17 protein-coding genes are annotated in these 16,371 nt (G+C 63.4%); 16 read left to right on the top strand and 1 reads right to left on the bottom strand.

Annotated elements, in window-relative coordinates:
• Positions 1-193 precede the first annotated feature (193 nt).
• From BBBF_RS08775 to BBBF_RS10025, 13 genes are all read left to right on the top strand, one after another.
• Positions 194-1,012, top strand: coding sequence for a CpaE-like family protein (locus BBBF_RS08775; protein ID WP_230958115.1), 819 nt, complete (start codon positions 194-196; stop codon positions 1,010-1,012).
• Positions 1,009-2,004, top strand: coding sequence for a CpaF family protein (locus BBBF_RS08770; RefSeq protein ID WP_013363998.1), 996 nt, complete (start codon positions 1,009-1,011; stop codon positions 2,002-2,004). The genes BBBF_RS08775 and BBBF_RS08770 overlap by 4 nt, the downstream gene beginning before the upstream one ends.
• 37 nt (positions 2,005-2,041) lie before the next feature.
• Entirely contained in the window at positions 2,042-2,734 is a 693-nt protein-coding gene (locus BBBF_RS08765; RefSeq protein ID WP_033509756.1) for a type II secretion system F family protein, read from the top strand.
• A gap of 153 nt (positions 2,735-2,887) precedes the next feature.
• Positions 2,888-3,313 carry a type II secretion system F family protein gene (locus tag BBBF_RS08760; RefSeq protein ID WP_080545225.1) on the top strand — a complete coding sequence of 142 codons (426 nt, stop codon included), beginning with the start codon at positions 2,888-2,890 and terminating at the stop codon, positions 3,311-3,313.
• 261 nt (positions 3,314-3,574) lie between these two features.
• Positions 3,575-3,808: a DUF4244 domain-containing protein gene (locus tag BBBF_RS08755; protein WP_371316012.1), complete on the top strand. Its 234-nt coding sequence runs from the start codon at positions 3,575-3,577 to the stop codon at positions 3,806-3,808.
• A gap of 12 nt (positions 3,809-3,820) precedes the next feature.
• On the top strand, positions 3,821-4,180 hold the full coding sequence (locus BBBF_RS10030; protein ID WP_003814125.1) for a TadE family type IV pilus minor pilin: 360 nt from the start codon (positions 3,821-3,823) through the stop codon (positions 4,178-4,180).
• 325 nt (positions 4,181-4,505) lie between these two features.
• Positions 4,506-4,853, top strand: coding sequence for an Rv3654c family TadE-like protein (locus BBBF_RS08745; protein ID WP_021648228.1), 348 nt, complete (start codon positions 4,506-4,508; stop codon positions 4,851-4,853).
• Positions 4,854-4,964: 111 nt separating this feature from the next.
• Positions 4,965-6,083, top strand: a complete 1,119-nt coding sequence (locus BBBF_RS08740; protein ID WP_021648226.1) for a diacylglycerol/lipid kinase family protein — start codon at positions 4,965-4,967, stop codon at positions 6,081-6,083.
• 190 nt (positions 6,084-6,273) lie between these two features.
• A complete protein-coding gene (dnaX, locus tag BBBF_RS08735; RefSeq protein WP_021648225.1) occupies positions 6,274-9,132 on the top strand; it encodes a DNA polymerase III subunit gamma/tau in 2,859 nt (952 codons plus the stop codon).
• 8 nt (positions 9,133-9,140) lie between these two features.
• A complete protein-coding gene (recR, locus tag BBBF_RS08730) occupies positions 9,141-9,743 on the top strand; it encodes a recombination mediator RecR (RefSeq protein ID WP_003814133.1) in 603 nt (200 codons plus the stop codon).
• A gap of 188 nt (positions 9,744-9,931) precedes the next feature.
• Entirely contained in the window at positions 9,932-10,696 is a 765-nt protein-coding gene (locus BBBF_RS08725) for an aspartate kinase (RefSeq protein WP_003814135.1), read from the top strand.
• A gap of 70 nt (positions 10,697-10,766) precedes the next feature.
• The gene (locus BBBF_RS08720; protein ID WP_003819192.1) at positions 10,767-11,333 is read left to right on the top strand and encodes an ACT domain-containing protein; all 567 of its coding nucleotides are present in this window, start codon (positions 10,767-10,769) and stop codon (positions 11,331-11,333) included.
• 151 nt (positions 11,334-11,484) lie between these two features.
• Positions 11,485-11,631, top strand: a complete 147-nt coding sequence (locus BBBF_RS10025) for a hypothetical protein (RefSeq protein ID WP_021648224.1) — start codon at positions 11,485-11,487, stop codon at positions 11,629-11,631.
• Between the two features lie 108 nt (positions 11,632-11,739).
• Here the strand turns inward: BBBF_RS10025 and asd are convergent, their stop codons facing one another.
• Entirely contained in the window at positions 11,740-12,834 is a 1,095-nt protein-coding gene (gene asd, locus BBBF_RS08715; RefSeq protein WP_021648223.1) for an aspartate-semialdehyde dehydrogenase, read from the bottom strand.
• Between the two features lie 168 nt (positions 12,835-13,002).
• On the opposite strand from asd, the gene BBBF_RS08710 reads away from it, so the two are divergent.
• The 3 genes from BBBF_RS08710 (at position 13,003) to BBBF_RS08700 (ending at position 16,284) form a co-directional block, all read left to right on the top strand.
• Positions 13,003-13,623 carry a DUF5701 family protein gene (locus tag BBBF_RS08710; protein ID WP_003816090.1) on the top strand — a complete coding sequence of 207 codons (621 nt, stop codon included), beginning with the start codon at positions 13,003-13,005 and terminating at the stop codon, positions 13,621-13,623.
• 595 nt (positions 13,624-14,218) lie between these two features.
• Positions 14,219-15,763 carry a PASTA domain-containing protein gene (locus BBBF_RS08705; protein WP_230454025.1) on the top strand — a complete coding sequence of 515 codons (1,545 nt, stop codon included), beginning with the start codon at positions 14,219-14,221 and terminating at the stop codon, positions 15,761-15,763.
• Between the two features lie 299 nt (positions 15,764-16,062).
• Entirely contained in the window at positions 16,063-16,284 is a 222-nt protein-coding gene (locus BBBF_RS08700; protein WP_220183523.1) for a hypothetical protein, read from the top strand.
• Positions 16,285-16,371 lie beyond the last annotated feature (87 nt).

The following is a 16,371-nucleotide window of genomic DNA, read 5'->3' as shown; positions in this document are numbered from 1 at the left end:
TTTCAATCGGAATATGACACACAACGTTACAGTTCAGAAGATTGGCGCCGCCGCTCCGCCGGGTGCAGCAGCGTCGCGGCAGGTTCCCATGCCGCCTCGCCGGGCCTCCCCGGATGCTTGGCGAAGGCCGGCTGCGCAGGTTTCTCGGCTTGACTCGGATGCTGCAAGCCATCGGATGCGTGCGCGCAAGCCCATGACCATGCCGCGAGTCGTATGCCCGAGCCCAGTCTCATCCGTGGACGGCAATCAGTCGATCGGCACGCTGACGCATGCAGGATGCCGTAATACAGTGGTGTTCTCTTCCGCGTCCGGGGGAGCGGGAACCAGCGTGTTCGCGGCGATGGTCGCATGGCGCTTGGCCCAGCGCAAGTTGCAGTGCGCACTGGTCGACTGCGATTTCGCGGCCGGAGGCATCGACGTGCTGCTGGGCATCGAAAACGAGCCGGGCCTGCGATTTCAAACAGTCGATATACCACTCGGGAAAACGGAAGGTGCGGCGCTGAATGGCGAGTTGCCGCAATGGGAGCGCGTGGGGGTGCTCGCCAGTCAACCTTGGAACGGTTCGGATCCTGAGCCATGGACGGTCTCTGCCGTACTTGAGGCGCTGGCGCAGGCCAATGATGTGGTGGTCGTCGATATCGGGGCTCCGAGCGCGTTGCATTCGCTGCCGATGCTGCGACAGTGCCGTCAGGTGGTATTGGCCGAGCTGACGGTGCTCGGTCTGGCGCGTGCTCGGGCGGCGAGGGCGATGATGATACGGCAAGGGGAGTCGCGCCCGATTATGGTCGGTGTCGTGCCCCGCGGACTGTCGCGCCGCGGCGGCGTGGTCGACGCGCACGAGGCATCGGAGTATCTGCATGAGGAGCTGGCCGGGGTGGTGGCTCCGGACCGCGGGCTGCATGGCGATGTGCTGGAGGGGCTGGGCATCCGGGCTATCGGCAAGAGCAGCCGCAAGGCGGTGGATGCAGTCGTCGGTGTCATCGAGACGGGGTTGGGAGGTGATGTCCCATGATTGAATTTGGGCCGTTGGATGCGCTGGCACGCGATCCAACGGTCACCGATGTCGCGATCACCTGCGAGGGAAGGGTGTGGGCGGACCGAGGCGGAGGAATGACGGAGTGCCGGTTGCCTATGCCGTTGCGCACGCCGCGAATAGTGCGTGAATATGCGGTGCGGCTGTGTGCGCAATTGGGACGGCGTCTTGACGACGCCTGCCCGATTGCGGACGCGTCGAGCGAGGACGGGATTCGCGTGCACGCGGTGATCGCGCCACTGGTCGCGCAGGGCGCGGCGGTGACGATTCGTTTTCCGGATCGGCGGTTGCTTGGATTGACCGGATTGCGTGATGCTGGGATGTTCCCGCCGGACTGGCTGACGTTGCTGCGGAATCTGGTGAAGAACCGGGCTCGAGTGCTGATTAGCGGCGGCACGGGCAGCGGCAAAACCACGCTGCTGAAAGCGCTGCTTGCGGAATGCGATTCATTGGACCGTATCGTCACCGTTGAGGAGGTTCGGGAATTGGGGGATCTCGGACGCGGCAACCATGTGTCGATGGTGGTGAGAGGGGCGAATGTGGAAGGCGCCGGAGCCGTAGGACTGCCGGAGCTGGTCAAGGCGACCCTGCGCATGAGACCGGATCGGGTGGTACTGGGCGAATGCCGTGGCGAGGAAATCGCCGATCTGCTGCGCGCGTTCAATTCGGGCCACCTTGGCGGTATGACCACATTGCACGCAGATGGCATTGACCGGGTGCCGGCGCGATTGATCGCGCTGGGCATGCTGGCCGGCCTTGACGCGCATACGTTGACGATGCTGGCGGAGGGGGCGTTCGACGTGATGCTGCATCTTGAGCGGCATCATGGTCGCCGGAGAATCGCCCAGATCGGGTGCCTCGGCATGCGCGACGGAGTGTTGTCCGGCGACGTGGTGGCGTTGTGGGACGGTGAGGGCGCCATGATGCCATGCCCGCGCTGGCATGATTTCACCGGGCGATGGGGCATGTGAGGTGGATCATGTGAATGAGGCATGTGAGGTGAGACATATGAGCGTGGGTGGGTTGCCGCGATGCGTCGCGCTGATGGTCGTGCTGGCATGGATGCTGTGGCCGTATGCCCCTCGCGGCCGTGCCCTGTTGCCGGTCTCTTCGAGGGTGCCGCGAGCAGGGCGAAAGACCGGTGCCGGTGATGCCGTCCGTAATGGCCGTGTGATGGGGCTGTCCGGCGTGATCGCGCATATGAGTTCGTCTGTTCGGGCCGGCGGCATGATCTCAGGTGTTCTTGCCGATGTCGACGGGAGCGGATTCGCAGGGGTGCCGTTGACCGCAAGCCGGTTGAAACGGCTGCTGATGCGACAGCGAATGCCGGGGGAGAGCGCCGCCCAGGCCGAACATGTCGCCTTCGAACTCGCCGTGGCCTGTGCGATGTGCGAGCGGTCAGGATGCTCCCTTGCCGATTGTCTGGATGTGGTCGGCGAGAACCATCGGATTTCCAGGCTGTTGCATGATTCCCGACGCAGTGCTTTCGCGGTTCCGCGCGCGACGGCGGCGCTGTTGGGCGCGTTGCCGTTGGTCACCATAGGTTTGGGAGAGCTGCTGGGCGCTCGCCCGGTGCAGGTACTGTTCGGCTCCGCGCAGGGCAATGCGTGCCTGGCGGTGGGCGGCGCAGGCTACGCGCTGGGACTGCTGTGGATGTCATCGATGATGCGGAACACCGGTACGAACATTGATACCGTCTGATTGCCGTCATGAACATTAAGGGGTGGGGTGATGTGGAACGCGATGGCGTGCGCCGTCATGGTGTTGATGGCATTGATGATATGGCCGGACTCGGCACGGTCGGGCCGCTTGACTGGCGTGCCGTCCGATGTTGCGGGAGAAGGGGTTGCTGCTGTGTCGTTGCCGTTGCTGATTGGACTGTTGTCGGTGTCGCTGCGGTCAGGCATGTCCGTCACGCGTTCTCTGGAGGGTGTGGGTGAGGCTGTCGGAGGGGCTCTTGGCGGCGGGCTGTGTGCGGTTGCGGACGCTCTGCACCGCGGATCGTCATGGAAGGATGCTTGGAATGCCGCCGATTTCGGTGATTATGCGGAGACTTCGGCAATCCTTCGTGGCGTGTTGGAGCCATCGTGGACTCGTGGTGTTTCGCCGATCGGCCCTCTGACGACGGCTTCGGAGCAATGGATGGAAGGCGAGCGAACCGCGATCGAGCAGGAGTCGGCGTCTCTGTCGGTGAAACTGCTGCTGCCCACGGGATTGTGCATGCTGCCGGCGTTCGTGTTTCTAGGCATACTCCCCTCGGTGATGGCGTTCGTGGGATGAACTTGGTGGCGACGCCACCCGATGGTCGGTGAAGAATGCTGCACGGCCGTCCGTCATCCACATAATGTGTGGATGACACGCCGCATTGTGGATAACTCGGCAGCCTTCGACCACATTGCCCGAAAACCCGATGGTGGGCGGGCCTGATGAGGCACAGTGGAAAGTGCCTTGTAGTTGGGCAAGGCCAGTCGAGAAAGGATTGTCATGAATATCGAGGAGACGATGATTGCCATTGACGGACGTACCGGGCCTATTGCGGCGATGACACGTACGGTGGGCAACATGGGGGCGTCGGCGCGGCGGGGCATTTGCCTGTTGGATGCACGGCTGCGCACGTTGAGCGCGGAGCCAGAGGAAGGGGCCACCACCGCGGAGTACGCGGTGGTGCTGGTCGCAGCCACGGGCTTCGCGGCCGTTCTGGTCGCTTTGCTCAAATCGGACACCATCAAGACGTTGCTGACCAACATCGTCAAGAAGTCGTTGAGTGTGGGATGACGGGCATTCACGATGGCGACGATGTCACATGCTGACAGTGGAGCCGCCACTGCGGAGTTCGCGGTGGTGCTTCCCGCTGTGGCCATGGTGGCGATGGTGTTGCTCTGCCTGACGAGAACGGTCACGGTGTCCATGCGATGCCAGGATGCCGCGTCGGCCGTAGTTCGCGAACTGGTGACGAGGGAAGGCGGCCTATCGGGAGCGGGGATGTCCGTCAACGCCGTGGCGAGTGGCATCGCGGGCGAAGGCGCAGTGGTGTCGGTCGCTGATGATGGCCATTCGATACGCGTGACGGCGCAATGCCCCGTGCTGCCGGATCCATTCGGCGTTCTACCCGTCAAAGTAACCGGCTCGGCCACAGGATGGCGGTGATGCCTAAGTCCGTCTTGCCCTCGCTGGCGGGCCGAGCCGTGAGCAAACAGCAGAGCTGTTTGTAGGCGAGGGGTGAACGTCAGTGAATCCAATGGGCGGCATGCGTAGCATGTCTGTAATTGCAGGGCCCGGAGGGCTGTCGCGGAGCGACTGTGCCGTCTTGCCCTCCCGCTGGCGGAGGCTGTCGCGCAGCTACTGGGGTGGTCAAGCTTCCCCTGCGCAGCTTGCCTCTGATGCGGTGGAATAGCGACGAAAGGAAAACACGATGGTGCAACGAATTCAACCTAGGAGACCATCGCCCGTGCGAGCCTATTGCTCGCGGCTGATGCAATCCGATGAAGGGTCGGGAACGATGGCCTGCGTGATGCTGATCGCGCTCGCGGCCGCACTGATAGCGACCGTCGCGTCGGTCGGAGGCGCGCTGCTCTGCCGGTCGCGTGCGCGGAGCGCTGCCGATGCCACGGCATTGTCGGCGGCGTCGGCGTACTGGTCTGGTGGCGCATCCGATCCGTGTGCCGTAGGGTGGCGTGCCGCGGCAGAGAATGACGCGCAACTGGAGTCGTGCGCCGTCGAGGGAGATGACATCGTCGTGACGGTGTCCGTGCCGCTGCGCCTGCCATTCATGTCACGTGTCAGCCAGCGTTCCCGCGCCGGGCCCATCAGCTGTGAATAGTCGATGGGGCCACTCGCGGCGGGTGTGGGCGGACAGCATTGATGCCGATGCCGAGACCGATTGCGGAGCCTGTACTGGCGGGGAATGCCGTTGATGCATTATGTTTGACGTATGGGCGAAGCGAAGACAATGGTGGCGTTGATCGGCAATCCCGTTTCAAACAAGGGGTGGGGTGCCGTCGTGGGCGAACAGGTATTCACGATGCTGGCCGAAGCCGGACAGCGGCATGGATTCGACGTAATGGATCTGACCGGCACCAGCTTTGATGATTCGCTGACGGCCGCTCGCGAGAACCGCGCCCTATACGACTACTTGGTGGTCGTAGGCGGCGACGGCATGATCGCCTTGGGGGCCAACGCCGTCTGCGGCAGTGGCATCCCGCTCGGCATTGTGGCGGTCGGTTCGGGCAATGATTTCGCGCGAGGTCTGAAACTGCCCGTCAACCGGGTCAAAACCGCGGTGGAAGGCATCGTCGGCGCCATCGCATGCGGCACTTATCTGGATGTCGATATGGGACGCGTGCGCTCGACGGAGATCGCCTGCATGGTGCATGGCGAGTCCGGTGAGCCCGTGGTGGATGAGGAAGGCCGCCCGGTGAACGGGCTGATCGACCGATACTATGCGGGGATGCTTAATTGTGGGCTTGACGCAAGCATCAACGATCGGGCCAACCATTCGCGCCTTCCCGGAGGGTCAGCGCGATACGCTGCGGCGGTGCTGGTGGAGATCGCCCGCATGAAACAGTACGGCTATCACGTCAAGGCCACGCTGTCGGACGGCACGGTGGAGGAACACGGCATCATCGCCCCTATGCTCACAGTCGCCAATGCACGGTACATCGGAGGCGGACTGGAGGTGTCTCCGTACTCCTTGCTTGATGACGGAATGCTGGATCTGGTGTGGCTGAACTGCAAGCCGAATGTCGGCCAATGTGCCAAAGCGCTGTCCAACGCCTATAACGGGAGGTTGCTCGCCAGCCAGATATTCAGCTGGAAGCGTGTGCGCCAGGTGGAGATAACCCGCGCCCACGAGGGAGACGAGCCTCCGGTGCTGATGGCCGATGGGGAGTACGTCGGGCATCTTCCAGTGACCGTCACCGCGCAGGCCAAGGCGTTGCGCGTATTGGTCCCGCCTGCGGTCGCCCACTGGCATGACAGCCGGAGCGAGGAGCATATCATGGCGGCGATCGAGCGCGACGGGCGTGACCCGGTGACCGGCGAATTCATCTGACCGGCGAGTCCGCCTGAGCGGAGCCTGCCTGTCCGGCGTCTTTCGGTCGACAGGCCAACGATTGACGTTGACGAGTCCGCAAACGTCGCTGCGGCGGCACCATCTGGGCAAGCCCCCGATGCGTGCGCAAGTAATGGGGACAATAGGGAAAGACACCCGGAAATAGCCGGGTTGCGATAGGTTGGAGCTTATGGCACTTGCACTGTATCGACGTTATCGACCGGACACGTTTGAGGGGGTCATCGGTCAGGATCAGGTCACTGTTCCGCTGATGCGGGCCCTCGACAGCGGCAAGCTCACGCATGCGTACCTGTTTTCCGGGCCGCGTGGCTGCGGTAAGACCAGTTCCGCGCGTATCCTCGCGCGGTGCATCAACTGCGCCAAGGGGCCGACCTCGCATCCATGCGGGGAATGCGCCAGTTGCAAGGACCTCGCCACTGGCGGTCCAGGTTCCATCGACGTGGTGGAAATCGACGCGGCCAGTCACAATGGCGTCGACGACGCCCGTGAACTGCGAGAGCGCGCCGGATTCGCCCCCGCTCGGGATCGCTATAAGATTTTCATTCTTGACGAGGCGCACATGGTCACCCAGCAGGGTTTCAACGCGTTGCTGAAGATTGTCGAGGAACCGCCGGACCATGTGATGTTCATCTTCGCGACCACCGAACCCGACAAGGTGATCGGCACCATCCGTTCGCGTACCCATCATTACCCGTTCCGGCTGGTTCCCCAGGAGGTCATGGGACCGTATCTGGAGGAGATTTGCGCCAAGGAAAGCATCAAGCCGGAACCCGGCGTGCTCAAGCTGGCGATGCGCGCCGGCGGCGGTTCGGTGCGTGACACTCTGTCGGTGCTCGATCAGTTGATGGTCGGCGCGGTTGACGGCGTGATCGCCCACGACGCCGCCGTGGCGCTGCTCGGCTTCACGCCGGAGGCGCTGATCGGCGAGGCCGTGGACGCCGTCATCGCGCGTAACGGCGAAGCGCTGTATGGCGTGGTGCAGAAAGTCGTGGTGGGAGGATTCGACCCGCGTCGGTTCGTCGAGGATCTGCTGGCGCGGGTGCGTGATCTGCTGGTGCTGACATTGGGCGGCGCTCAGGCAGAAAGCGTGCTTTCCGATGCTGCCGAGGCCGAGGACATGGACGACCTGCGTAGGCAGGCGTCGTCGCTTGGCTTGGGTGCGTTGACGTCGATGGCAGAAACCATCAATACCACCCTGGGGTCTATGACCGGGGCGATTTCTCCGCGCATGCGGCTCGAATTGCTCGCCGCGCGCTTACTTGCCGGGCGAGAGGGACTGGATGTCGCGTCGGCCGCGGGCGGCACTGCGCCCGGGGCGGACTCTGCAGGTACTGGCCGCGGAGCTGCAGGAGTGAATGCGCGAACAGGCGGCATCGCCGAGAGCCGGTCAGGCGGGACGACTCCGCGCAGGGGAGGATTCATCGGATCCGCTCGCAACCAGCAGACGGACGCTCGCCAATCGGCGACAAGCCAGACGAATACGTCACCGAGCCGAACCACCGGCACCCAACCTGATCGCGCACTCCAGACGGAAACGCCCACTATGGCGGAAGTGCCTGCAACAGCGGATGCGCAAGCCGGTGCCCCGTCTCCCGCCGCTCAAGCACCGTCCGCCGCTCGAGTACCGTCGGCCGGTGAGCCGACAGCCGCGCAATCCTCTCCGCAGGGCGACGACCGCACGCCGGACGAACGCTGGGATGCACTGGTCGCCGGATTGCCGGCGGACGTCGCCGCGTACGTGAACCGCAGCAAGGTGCCGCGCATCCACTTGGAACAGCACGAGCCAGGCGGAAAAGGCACGTTGTGGATCAAGTTCGACAAGGCGCTGAGCAAGTATGCCTTCGCGAAGGCCGTCGCTGGTGAGGAAGTCGGCGGAACCCGCAACGTGGTGCAGATCATGCGCGCTGAGACCCGCAAGGCGTTCGGCGACCAAGTGCAGCTCGCGCCCACCAAGAAGATGGCCGACGGGCAGGTCGCGCCGCCGTTCGGCCAGCTGCCGGCAGACGAGCAGCAGCGCATCAGTGCCCAGATCGTCAAAGCGAGTCTCAGCGCATCATTGGGGGCGATGAGCGTCGGCAACAATGCCAAGGAGCCGCAGACTCCTCCCGAAAGCGGCGACACCGCATCGGCCGATACGGACGAAGTCCATCGAGCCGTACACGACGCGCCGGACGCGACAGTGGCTCATGACCGCGACAATAACCGGGCGGTCGCACAGGATACCTCGCGTGCGGACGCGCAGTCGACAGTGGATCCGTGGGCGCTCCCGGAAGCGGGGGCTGGCGACGCTTGGTCACCGACTGACGATGCGTCTCACAATGTTTCACGGGATGTTTCACGGAATGCTCCGCAAGATGAGGGCCATCACGCGAAACACATCGCCGTGCCGGATTTGAGCGACGACACCGACCCGTGGGCCAACGACGGCGGCAACAGTATGCCCGTTGACGGTGTACGCGGTGGCGACGCGCCCGGCACACCTCAGAACGTTGCCCATGCGCAGTCACAGTCGCGAGAGGACTCCGAGCGCACCAACCCTGGCCCCACCGCCGTGCCGGAGTCCATGTCCGCGGAAGACCCCTGGGCTGGCATGCCGTCATCAGTCGCTTCCGCTTCGTCGAGCATCGCCGCGCCAAGCGCAGGCTCCCCGGCAGCTCTCCAAGGGTCTTCCGACGACTTGGCTGCGCCCGGGCGCCCGGAAAACCCCGGAGTCGAACCGGGAACGACGCATCTGCAGCAGACTCCCGGTGCCGCAGCCGGTCAGAGAGCATCCCGCCCTGCGTATAACGACACCGATCCGTTCGCCGGAGCCGACCCGTATGCGCAGGAGGACATTCCCATGCCGACCGTGGCGCCGGAAGACGACGAATATTCGATGAATGACGTTTCACTTGGCTCGCCCGAGACGATGAGTCTCGACGACGTCAAGCAGTTCTTCGAAGTCGTCAAGCCGGTGGAGGAATACGGCCCCGACGACCCCAAGAACCCCAGGAACATCCAGCACGTCAACAAACATGATTCGGAGTGAGCACACCAATGGCTTTGGCATATGACGGCGCGATACAGCGACTCATCGACGCATTTGCCGGACTGCCCGGTATCGGCCCAAAAGGGGCGCAGCGCATCGCCTTCTATCTGCTGTCGGCCTCCGACGAGGAGACGGGCAAGCTGGTCGACGCCATCACGGAAGTCAAGGAAAAAGTGCGGTTCTGCGACATCTGCGGAAACGTGTGCGAGGTCAGTCCGTGCCCGGTATGCGCCGACCCGAGACGCGACCACGGGGTGATCTGCGTGGTCGAAGAGCCGAAGGACGTGATGAGCATCGAGCGCACCCGTGAATACCGCGGCCAATACCATGTGCTCGGCGGCGCCATCAATCCGATGGCCAACGTCGGACCGGCCGACCTCAACATCCCCAAGCTTCTCGACCGCCTCAAGACTGACGAGGTCAAGGAAGTCATCCTCGCACTCGACCCCAACATCGAAGGCGAGGCGACGACGACATACCTGAGTCGTCTGCTCAGCCCGCTCGGCATCAAGGTCACCCGGCTCGCCAGCGGTCTGCCCGTCGGCAGCGACCTCGAATACGCCGACGAGGTCACGCTCGGTCGGGCCCTCACAGGTCGCCGCGAAGCATAAACGAGGCTGCCAGCGTCGGCCCGTCCCGGCGCCGCCGACGCGAATCATCGCCCGGATACCTGCGCCCGCAGCGCGGCCGTTCCTGTCCGCATGGCGGCGCACGCGTGCGCGGCAGTGCCGAAATTCCTATAATCGTGCCGCTTGCGTAGTATTGACGCAGATGCATTCCGCGAGAAGATAGGACAGCAGTGGCTCTCATCGTGCAGAAGTACGGCGGCTCGTCGGTCGCCGATACCGAATCGATCAAGCGCGTGGCCAAGCGCGTCGTCGAGACCAAGAAAAAGGGCAACAGGGTGGCCGTGGTCGTCTCCGCCATGGGAGACACGACCGACGACCTGATCGACCAAGCGCTGAGCATCGACTCCAACCCGCCCGAGCGCGAGATGGACATGCTGATGACCGCCGGTGAGCGCATCTCCATGAGCCTTCTCGCCATGGCCATTCACGCCGCCGGGGACCGTGCGCATTCGTTCACCGGTCAGCAGGCCGGATTCTTCACCGACACCCGTTACGGCGCCGCGCACATCAAGGCCGTGAAGCCCGACCGCGTGCAGAACGCGCTGTCGCTCGGAGACGTGGCCATCGTCGCAGGTTTCCAGGGCATCAACGCCAAGGGAGACGCCACCACGCTCGGCCGCGGCGGCTCCGACACGTCGGCCGTGGCGCTTGCCGTGGCGCTCGGCGCCGACATCTGCGAGATCTACACCGACGTGGATGGCGTGTTCACCGCCGATCCGCGCATCGTGCCAAAGGCCAGTCGCATTCCGGTCATCGGCTACGACGAGATTCTGGAGATGTCCAGTTGCGGTTCGAAGGTGCTGGCACTGCGCTGCGTGGAGTACGCGCAGCGGTTCAACATGCCGCTTCACGTGCGCAGCTCCTTCTCGCATCGTCCCGGCACGCTGATCGTGCCCGACGGAGTCGACCCGCGCAGCCTGCCCAACATCGACTGATGTCGTCCACTGACATACGACATATTCGAGACCTGATTTACCGTTCACACAAATATAAAGGCGAAAGAACATGAGCGACAACAACAGCAAATCCATGGGTGACCTGTTCCCCGACCTCGGCCCGGAAGCCCCGGTCATCTCCGGGGTGGCGCACGACCGCAGCGAAGCGCTGGCCACCGTGCGCGGCGTTCCGAACGAGCCCGGCATGGCGGCGAAAGTGTTCACCGAGCTGGCGACGGCCGGTGTGAATGTGGACATGATCGTGCAGGCCGGCGCGTCCGTGGGCACCGCGGAGATCTCCTTCACCGTGCCGGAATCCACCGTCAAGGAAGTCGAGAACGTGCTGATCGACAAGCATGACGAGCTGGGCTACAAGTCGTTCGACATCAACAGGAGCGTCGGCAAGGTCGCGGTCGTGGGCGTTGGCATGAAGACCCATTCCGGCCTGGCGGCCAAGTTCTTCACCGCTCTGAGCGACAAGGGCATCAACGTGCTGATGATCTCCACATCCGAGATCCGCATCGCGGCGCTCGTCCCGCTCGACCAGCTTGACGACGCCGTGCGCGCGCTGCACACCGCCTACGGCCTCGACGCCGATCAGGTCGAAGCCGTGGTCTACGGCGGCACCGGTCGCTGATTTTTGACGCAATCGCGTAATTGACCACCCCGCCCGCTATGCGGAATATCTCCGACAGCAGGAGCCGGCTGGGTGGTCAATTTATCTGGTTTGAGCGTTCTTACCTCCTCCTTCCGTATTCATTCGCGCTCCTGAGCCGAAGGAGGAGCACATGGAACGTTCCAACGGAATTATGCGGCTCCTTGTGGCAGCGACGGTCGCCGCCATACTGCTGCTCGCCATGGTCATAGTCGCCGTGATCGTTACGGTACGATTCCGCCGTAATCCGCGCGGCAATGCACGTCACCTGCGTTGGTGACGACACCCGATATGCCGAACGGCCGGGTTGACTGCGGAATCAATCCGTGGTCAACCCGGCCGTTCGATGGTCTCCAGCCGCAATTTCAGTCTCAGCGGCAGGCTGCCGTCACTTCGCGCTGATATAACCGAGCGCCTTGAGCATTTCGGCGCATTCGAGCGCGCCGCCGGCGGCACCGCGCAACGTGTTGTGAGCCAGCCCCACGAACTTCCAGTCAAAGATCGAATCCTCGCGCAGACGGCCGATTGACACGCCCATGCCGCCCTCGTAGTCCACATCGAACTTGACCTGCGGGCGGTCATCCTCGGTGAGGTATTGGATGAAGTGCTTCGGCGCGTGCGGCAGCCCCAGCTCGGACGCCTTGGACGTGTAGTTCACCAAGCGGTCGACGAGCTCTTCCTTGGTGGCCTTCTTGCCGAAGTTCAGGAATACCGTGGCGGTGTGGCCGTTGAGCACGGGCACGCGGATGCACTGCGAAGTGATCTTGAGACCGCCGTCGAACGGCACGATCTCGCCCTTGCCGGCATCCACGTGACCGAACACCTTGAGCGGTTCCTTCTCGCTCTTCGCCTCCTCGCCGGAGATGAACGGGATGATGTTGCCCACCATCTCAGGCCAGTCCTTGAAGGTCTTGCCCGCGCCGGAAATCGCCTGATACGTGCTGACGACGACCTCGCGCGGCTCGAATTCCTTCCACGCGGCCAGCGCCGGCGTGTACGCCTGGATCGAGCAGTTCGGCTTGACGGCGATGAAGCCGCGCGTGGTGCCGAGCCGCTTGCGCTGGTGCTCAATCACCGCGAAATGCTCCGGGTTGATCTCCGGCACGACCATCGGCACATCCGGCGTCCAACGGTGGGCGCTGTTGTTGGAGACGACCGGGGTCTCGGTCTTCGCGTACTCCTCTTCGATTGCGCGAATCTCGTCCTTCGACATGTTCACCGCGGAGAAGACGAAATCGACGCCATCGGCCATGCCGGCCACATCGGCGACGTCATGCACCGTCATGTCCTTGACGTACTCGGGCATCGGCGTTTCCATCTTCCAGCGGGGGCCGACGGCCTCTTCATAGGTCTTTCCCGCACTGTGCGCGGACGCGGCGAGTTTGACCACCTCAAACCACGGGTGGTTCTCCAGCAGTGTCACAAAACGCTGGCCGACCATACCTGTGGCGCCAAGAATGCCGACCTTCAACTTTTCGGACATAACAACCTCTGGGTTTGATTCGGTTTCCTATACAAGCGGCCGCAGTGACATGGCCGCACCTATCCAATGGTACGGAATGCGCGGAACAAGACGGGCCGCTTTCCCGAATGATGGCCGTGTTCGCCGATGGGTGGGTGCTGCGGCCGGGATTCGCGGTACTCTGGAAGCATGTCAATAGCATCGCAGGAAGCGCAGAAGCAGCTGGATCGTATCGTGGCGCTGGGTTACCCAGACGTGGCGGACATGAGCGCCGCCGCGTTCCGCGCGCTCGCACGGCCGCTGATCCATGCGTTGGAGCATACCGATCTGGGCTCGAACATCCTGCTGATCCCCACGCGCGAGCTGGTGTCGCCTGAGTCGCTGATCGCCCGAACCAGCATCAACCGCATGGCCGGTTTCACGACAATGCCTCCGCGCGACATCGCAAGCTTCCTGCCGCAGGACGGGTTCGAGCCGCCGGAAGGGCCGTTCTATCTGGTTGTCGAGCCGCATACCGGCACCTGCTACATCAATCGCGAGCCGGACGTGGCGCGCAAGCTCATCGATTCCGACGAGCGCACGCCACTGACCCTTGAAGAGGGTCTTGCCATTGCCACGCAGCACCCCGATTGGCTTGAGATCAAGAACGGGTTCAACCTGCTCGGCTCTCGCAGCGCCGACGGGCGCGTGCCCAGCATCTGGATGAGCCAGAACGCGCCGCGTCTGGGGGCCGTGTGGCCGAACTCGCGGCACACGTGGCTGGGTAACGCCTACTGCATGGCCCGGCGCGGCGTGAGTCTGTTCCACTGAATTTCGCTGGAGTGCTTGTCTGTCGCCTTCGCTGGGCCGCCGCACAGTGACGCATCTGGGCGTGACCGATGGATGCTTGGTGTTTCCTGATATGTGACACTGTGTTGTACGACGCCCGGTTTTATGATGTTCTTGATGTGTTCGCGAGCGCTTTCGCGCCGGCGGGCAATGATGAGAGACGCCATTGGGCGGGGGAGAAAGGCGGACACGCATGAAGTGCCCATATTGCGGGAATGACGAAAGCCCGGACAGCAAATTCTGTGGGAACTGCGGGCAGCCGCTGCAACAACAGGTATCACAGGCCGCGCCGGCGTCGCAGCCCGCAGTATCGCAGATGCCCCAGCCCTCTGCGGCGCAACAGCCGGCGACTCCAGCTGTACCACTGCCAGGCGGCGGATTCGCGCCGGCTCCTGCTGCACCTCAGGAGCCGCTCCAGCCAACACAGCCTTTGCAGCCGGCTCAGTCCCAACCTCAGCCGCAGCAGCCTGTTGCCCAACCGGCGTGGCCGCAAGCCCAGCAGTTCGCCCAGCCGTCAGGTGCCGGAGTCTCGACTCCGGCCGCGCCCGCAACCCAGCCGTCAGCGGCGACGCCGGCCGTGCCAGGGAAAACGCCGAAGCCCAAATCCAGGGGCAAGTTCATCGGCCTCATCGTGGCCGTGGTGATCGCCCTCGCGTTGGGTGTCGGTCTTGCCCTGTTCTTCACGTATCGCGCGGGCATCTGGGGCGGAACCCCGCTGCCTACCGCCGAAGAGATCTCCGGTGCGTCCGGCGGCGAAGCCACCGCCGATGACGTGGTCACCCAGCTGAAAGCCAAGGGCGTGAAGGCATCGAAGGCGATCATCTTCTCCGGCAAGAAGAAGGGCGTGTTCCTCGGATACGAGGGCATGAAGCCCGGCGACCGCGTCCAGAAGGACGCCGCGGTAATCGTCCAGGAGTCGGGTGGCCCCGGTGTGCCCAAGAACACGATGGGCAAGCAGGCCACGAAGGTCGTATCCACGTTCAAGACGATGGGTGTGCCGGTACATTACAAGCAGGTACCGGTGTCCGACACCAAGAAGAAGCCAATCGGTTCCGTGGTGGCGACCTACCCCGCCGAAGGACAGGCGCTGTCGGACGGCGACAAGGACGACGGCATCTACATCGGCGTCGCCACGAAGAGCGACGGCGGCGCCATCAGCATCGACATCGTCGGCCGGGACGTCGACACGGTGAAATCCGAACTGGAAAGCCAAGGACATGACGTGACGCTCGTGCCGCGCCTCGCCTCGAAGAAGTTCGTCGGCAAAGTGTCCGGTTCCGACCCGATGCCCGGATCCACGGTAGCGGAAGGCGATGCGGTCACGCTGTATTACGGCATCGACGCCAGCGGTGTCAAGGACGCCTACACGGTTCACGATTCCCCGGAGACCGGCGGCGACAATCTGCTCGGTGTCTCCGGTGTGGCCGCGGGAACGTGGTGCAACAACTCCGGTGACTGCATCACGTTCAAGGATGGCGGCGATGGCAGCGAAGGCAACTCGTACATCCCCTATCCGAAAGGTCGCGACGGTACCGAATACGGCGAGTACGAGTCGCTGAGCTCCTGCGATGCCATCCAGCAGCCGTACTGCTCCAGCCCGAAAGCCGACTACCTGCTCACCGGTGACACCGGCGCGTTCGAACTGTTCCCGCGATCCAGTATGACGAACTACTGGTGCGGCACCAGCCAGGAAGACTCGAATACGGCAGGCGGCATCGTCTGCAACAACGGCAAGATGGTCGAAAACGGCGATTACAACAATATCTCCGGCGCGACGTATCACATGCAGGACTTCTATCTGGTCGTGCCGGTCGGCGCGGACCTGAACAAGCTCGAAAGCGACGGGTACTTTGACGCGGACGCGCTGGCCGCGGCCAAGAAGCAGAAAGCCGTGAACACGACCAAGCCGTTCCTGATCTACCGTGACCCGAAGCTCTACGACAAGACCACGGCGGACATGACCAATAACTCCGCCAACCCGTTCATGCCGTACAACGGCTACGTCGGCAGCAAAAGCGACATCGTCAAGATGAAGCCCGCTCCCAGCGACGACACCGTGTACTATCTGACCGTCTCCATCGACCTGGATTGGGGTGAGCTGCCCGACGCCGATGTCAAGTAACCGGGCGGCAGCGCCGGCGCGGACGGCGGTGCATCATCGGCCAAGCCCACCAAGGACATGAGCCTGACGGATGTTCGCACCGCACTCGGCAAAGGCGATTTCTAGCCGATAGCAGGCAAATACTGCCTGAAAGACGACAGTTGGTGCCTGACGTTGGACGACAAGGGCAAGGCCACCTCGGTTGGCTCGGGCAAGCTCATGCTGAGCCCCGATGCTCCGCAGTCGGTCACGCTGCACGCCGGACGGACACGGGTGGTGACGATTGGTGGAAGGTGCCGTCGGACGTCGGCATCGAGCTCATGGGGCCGGATAGCGACTATCGCTGCGGCGGCAAGAAAGGATTCAAATCCTGCAATGGGTCGAGCTCGACGTATAGCGAGGCCGAAATCAACAAGCCGATGGACTCCATCTATGTGCCAGCCGGCATCAGCAGCGACAAACTGGAGGGACTGGCCGGCGCGAGCTACCAGTTGCCGACGTGTCAGGCCATGCCAAGCCTGACAGCTCCAAGCCGTTCCTGAAAATGGAGGGGTACCACATGAACGTCGTTCCCCCTTGACGAGAACGTGCTGTACCTGACCGAGTAGAGGTAGGGCCGGCCCGGGGAT

Source organism: Bifidobacterium bifidum ATCC 29521 = JCM 1255 = DSM 20456 (assembly GCF_001025135.1).
In the GTDB taxonomy this organism is placed as follows: Bacteria; Actinomycetota; Actinomycetes; order Actinomycetales; family Bifidobacteriaceae; genus Bifidobacterium; species Bifidobacterium bifidum.
Note: the sequence above shows the minus strand (reverse complement) of the source record. Positions and strands in the feature narration are given on the sequence as shown.

Excerpts from the sequence above, each read along its gene's own strand:
- BBBF_RS08700 (WP_220183523.1), top strand. The coding sequence starts at position 16,063 with ATGGGGCCGGATAGCGACTATCGCTGCGGCGGCAAGAAAGGATTCAAA.
- BBBF_RS08770 (WP_013363998.1), top strand. The coding sequence starts at position 1,009 with ATGATTGAATTTGGGCCGTTGGATGCGCTGGCACGCGATCCAACGGTC.
- BBBF_RS08745 (WP_021648228.1), top strand. The coding sequence starts at position 4,506 with ATGCAATCCGATGAAGGGTCGGGAACGATGGCCTGCGTGATGCTGATC.
- BBBF_RS08740 (WP_021648226.1), top strand. The coding sequence starts at position 4,965 with ATGGGCGAAGCGAAGACAATGGTGGCGTTGATCGGCAATCCCGTTTCA.
- BBBF_RS08775 (WP_230958115.1), top strand. The coding sequence starts at position 194 with ATGACCATGCCGCGAGTCGTATGCCCGAGCCCAGTCTCATCCGTGGAC.
- BBBF_RS08710 (WP_003816090.1), top strand. The coding sequence starts at position 13,003 with ATGTCAATAGCATCGCAGGAAGCGCAGAAGCAGCTGGATCGTATCGTG.
- BBBF_RS10030 (WP_003814125.1), top strand. The coding sequence starts at position 3,821 with ATGGCGACGATGTCACATGCTGACAGTGGAGCCGCCACTGCGGAGTTC.
- recR (WP_003814133.1), top strand. The coding sequence starts at position 9,141 with ATGGCTTTGGCATATGACGGCGCGATACAGCGACTCATCGACGCATTT.
- BBBF_RS08765 (WP_033509756.1), top strand. The coding sequence starts at position 2,042 with ATGAGCGTGGGTGGGTTGCCGCGATGCGTCGCGCTGATGGTCGTGCTG.
- asd (WP_021648223.1), bottom strand. The coding sequence starts at position 12,834 with ATGTCCGAAAAGTTGAAGGTCGGCATTCTTGGCGCCACAGGTATGGTC.
- dnaX (WP_021648225.1), top strand. The coding sequence starts at position 6,274 with ATGGCACTTGCACTGTATCGACGTTATCGACCGGACACGTTTGAGGGG.
- BBBF_RS08720 (WP_003819192.1), top strand. The coding sequence starts at position 10,767 with ATGAGCGACAACAACAGCAAATCCATGGGTGACCTGTTCCCCGACCTC.
- BBBF_RS10025 (WP_021648224.1), top strand. The coding sequence starts at position 11,485 with ATGGAACGTTCCAACGGAATTATGCGGCTCCTTGTGGCAGCGACGGTC.
- BBBF_RS08755 (WP_371316012.1), top strand. The coding sequence starts at position 3,575 with ATGACACGTACGGTGGGCAACATGGGGGCGTCGGCGCGGCGGGGCATT.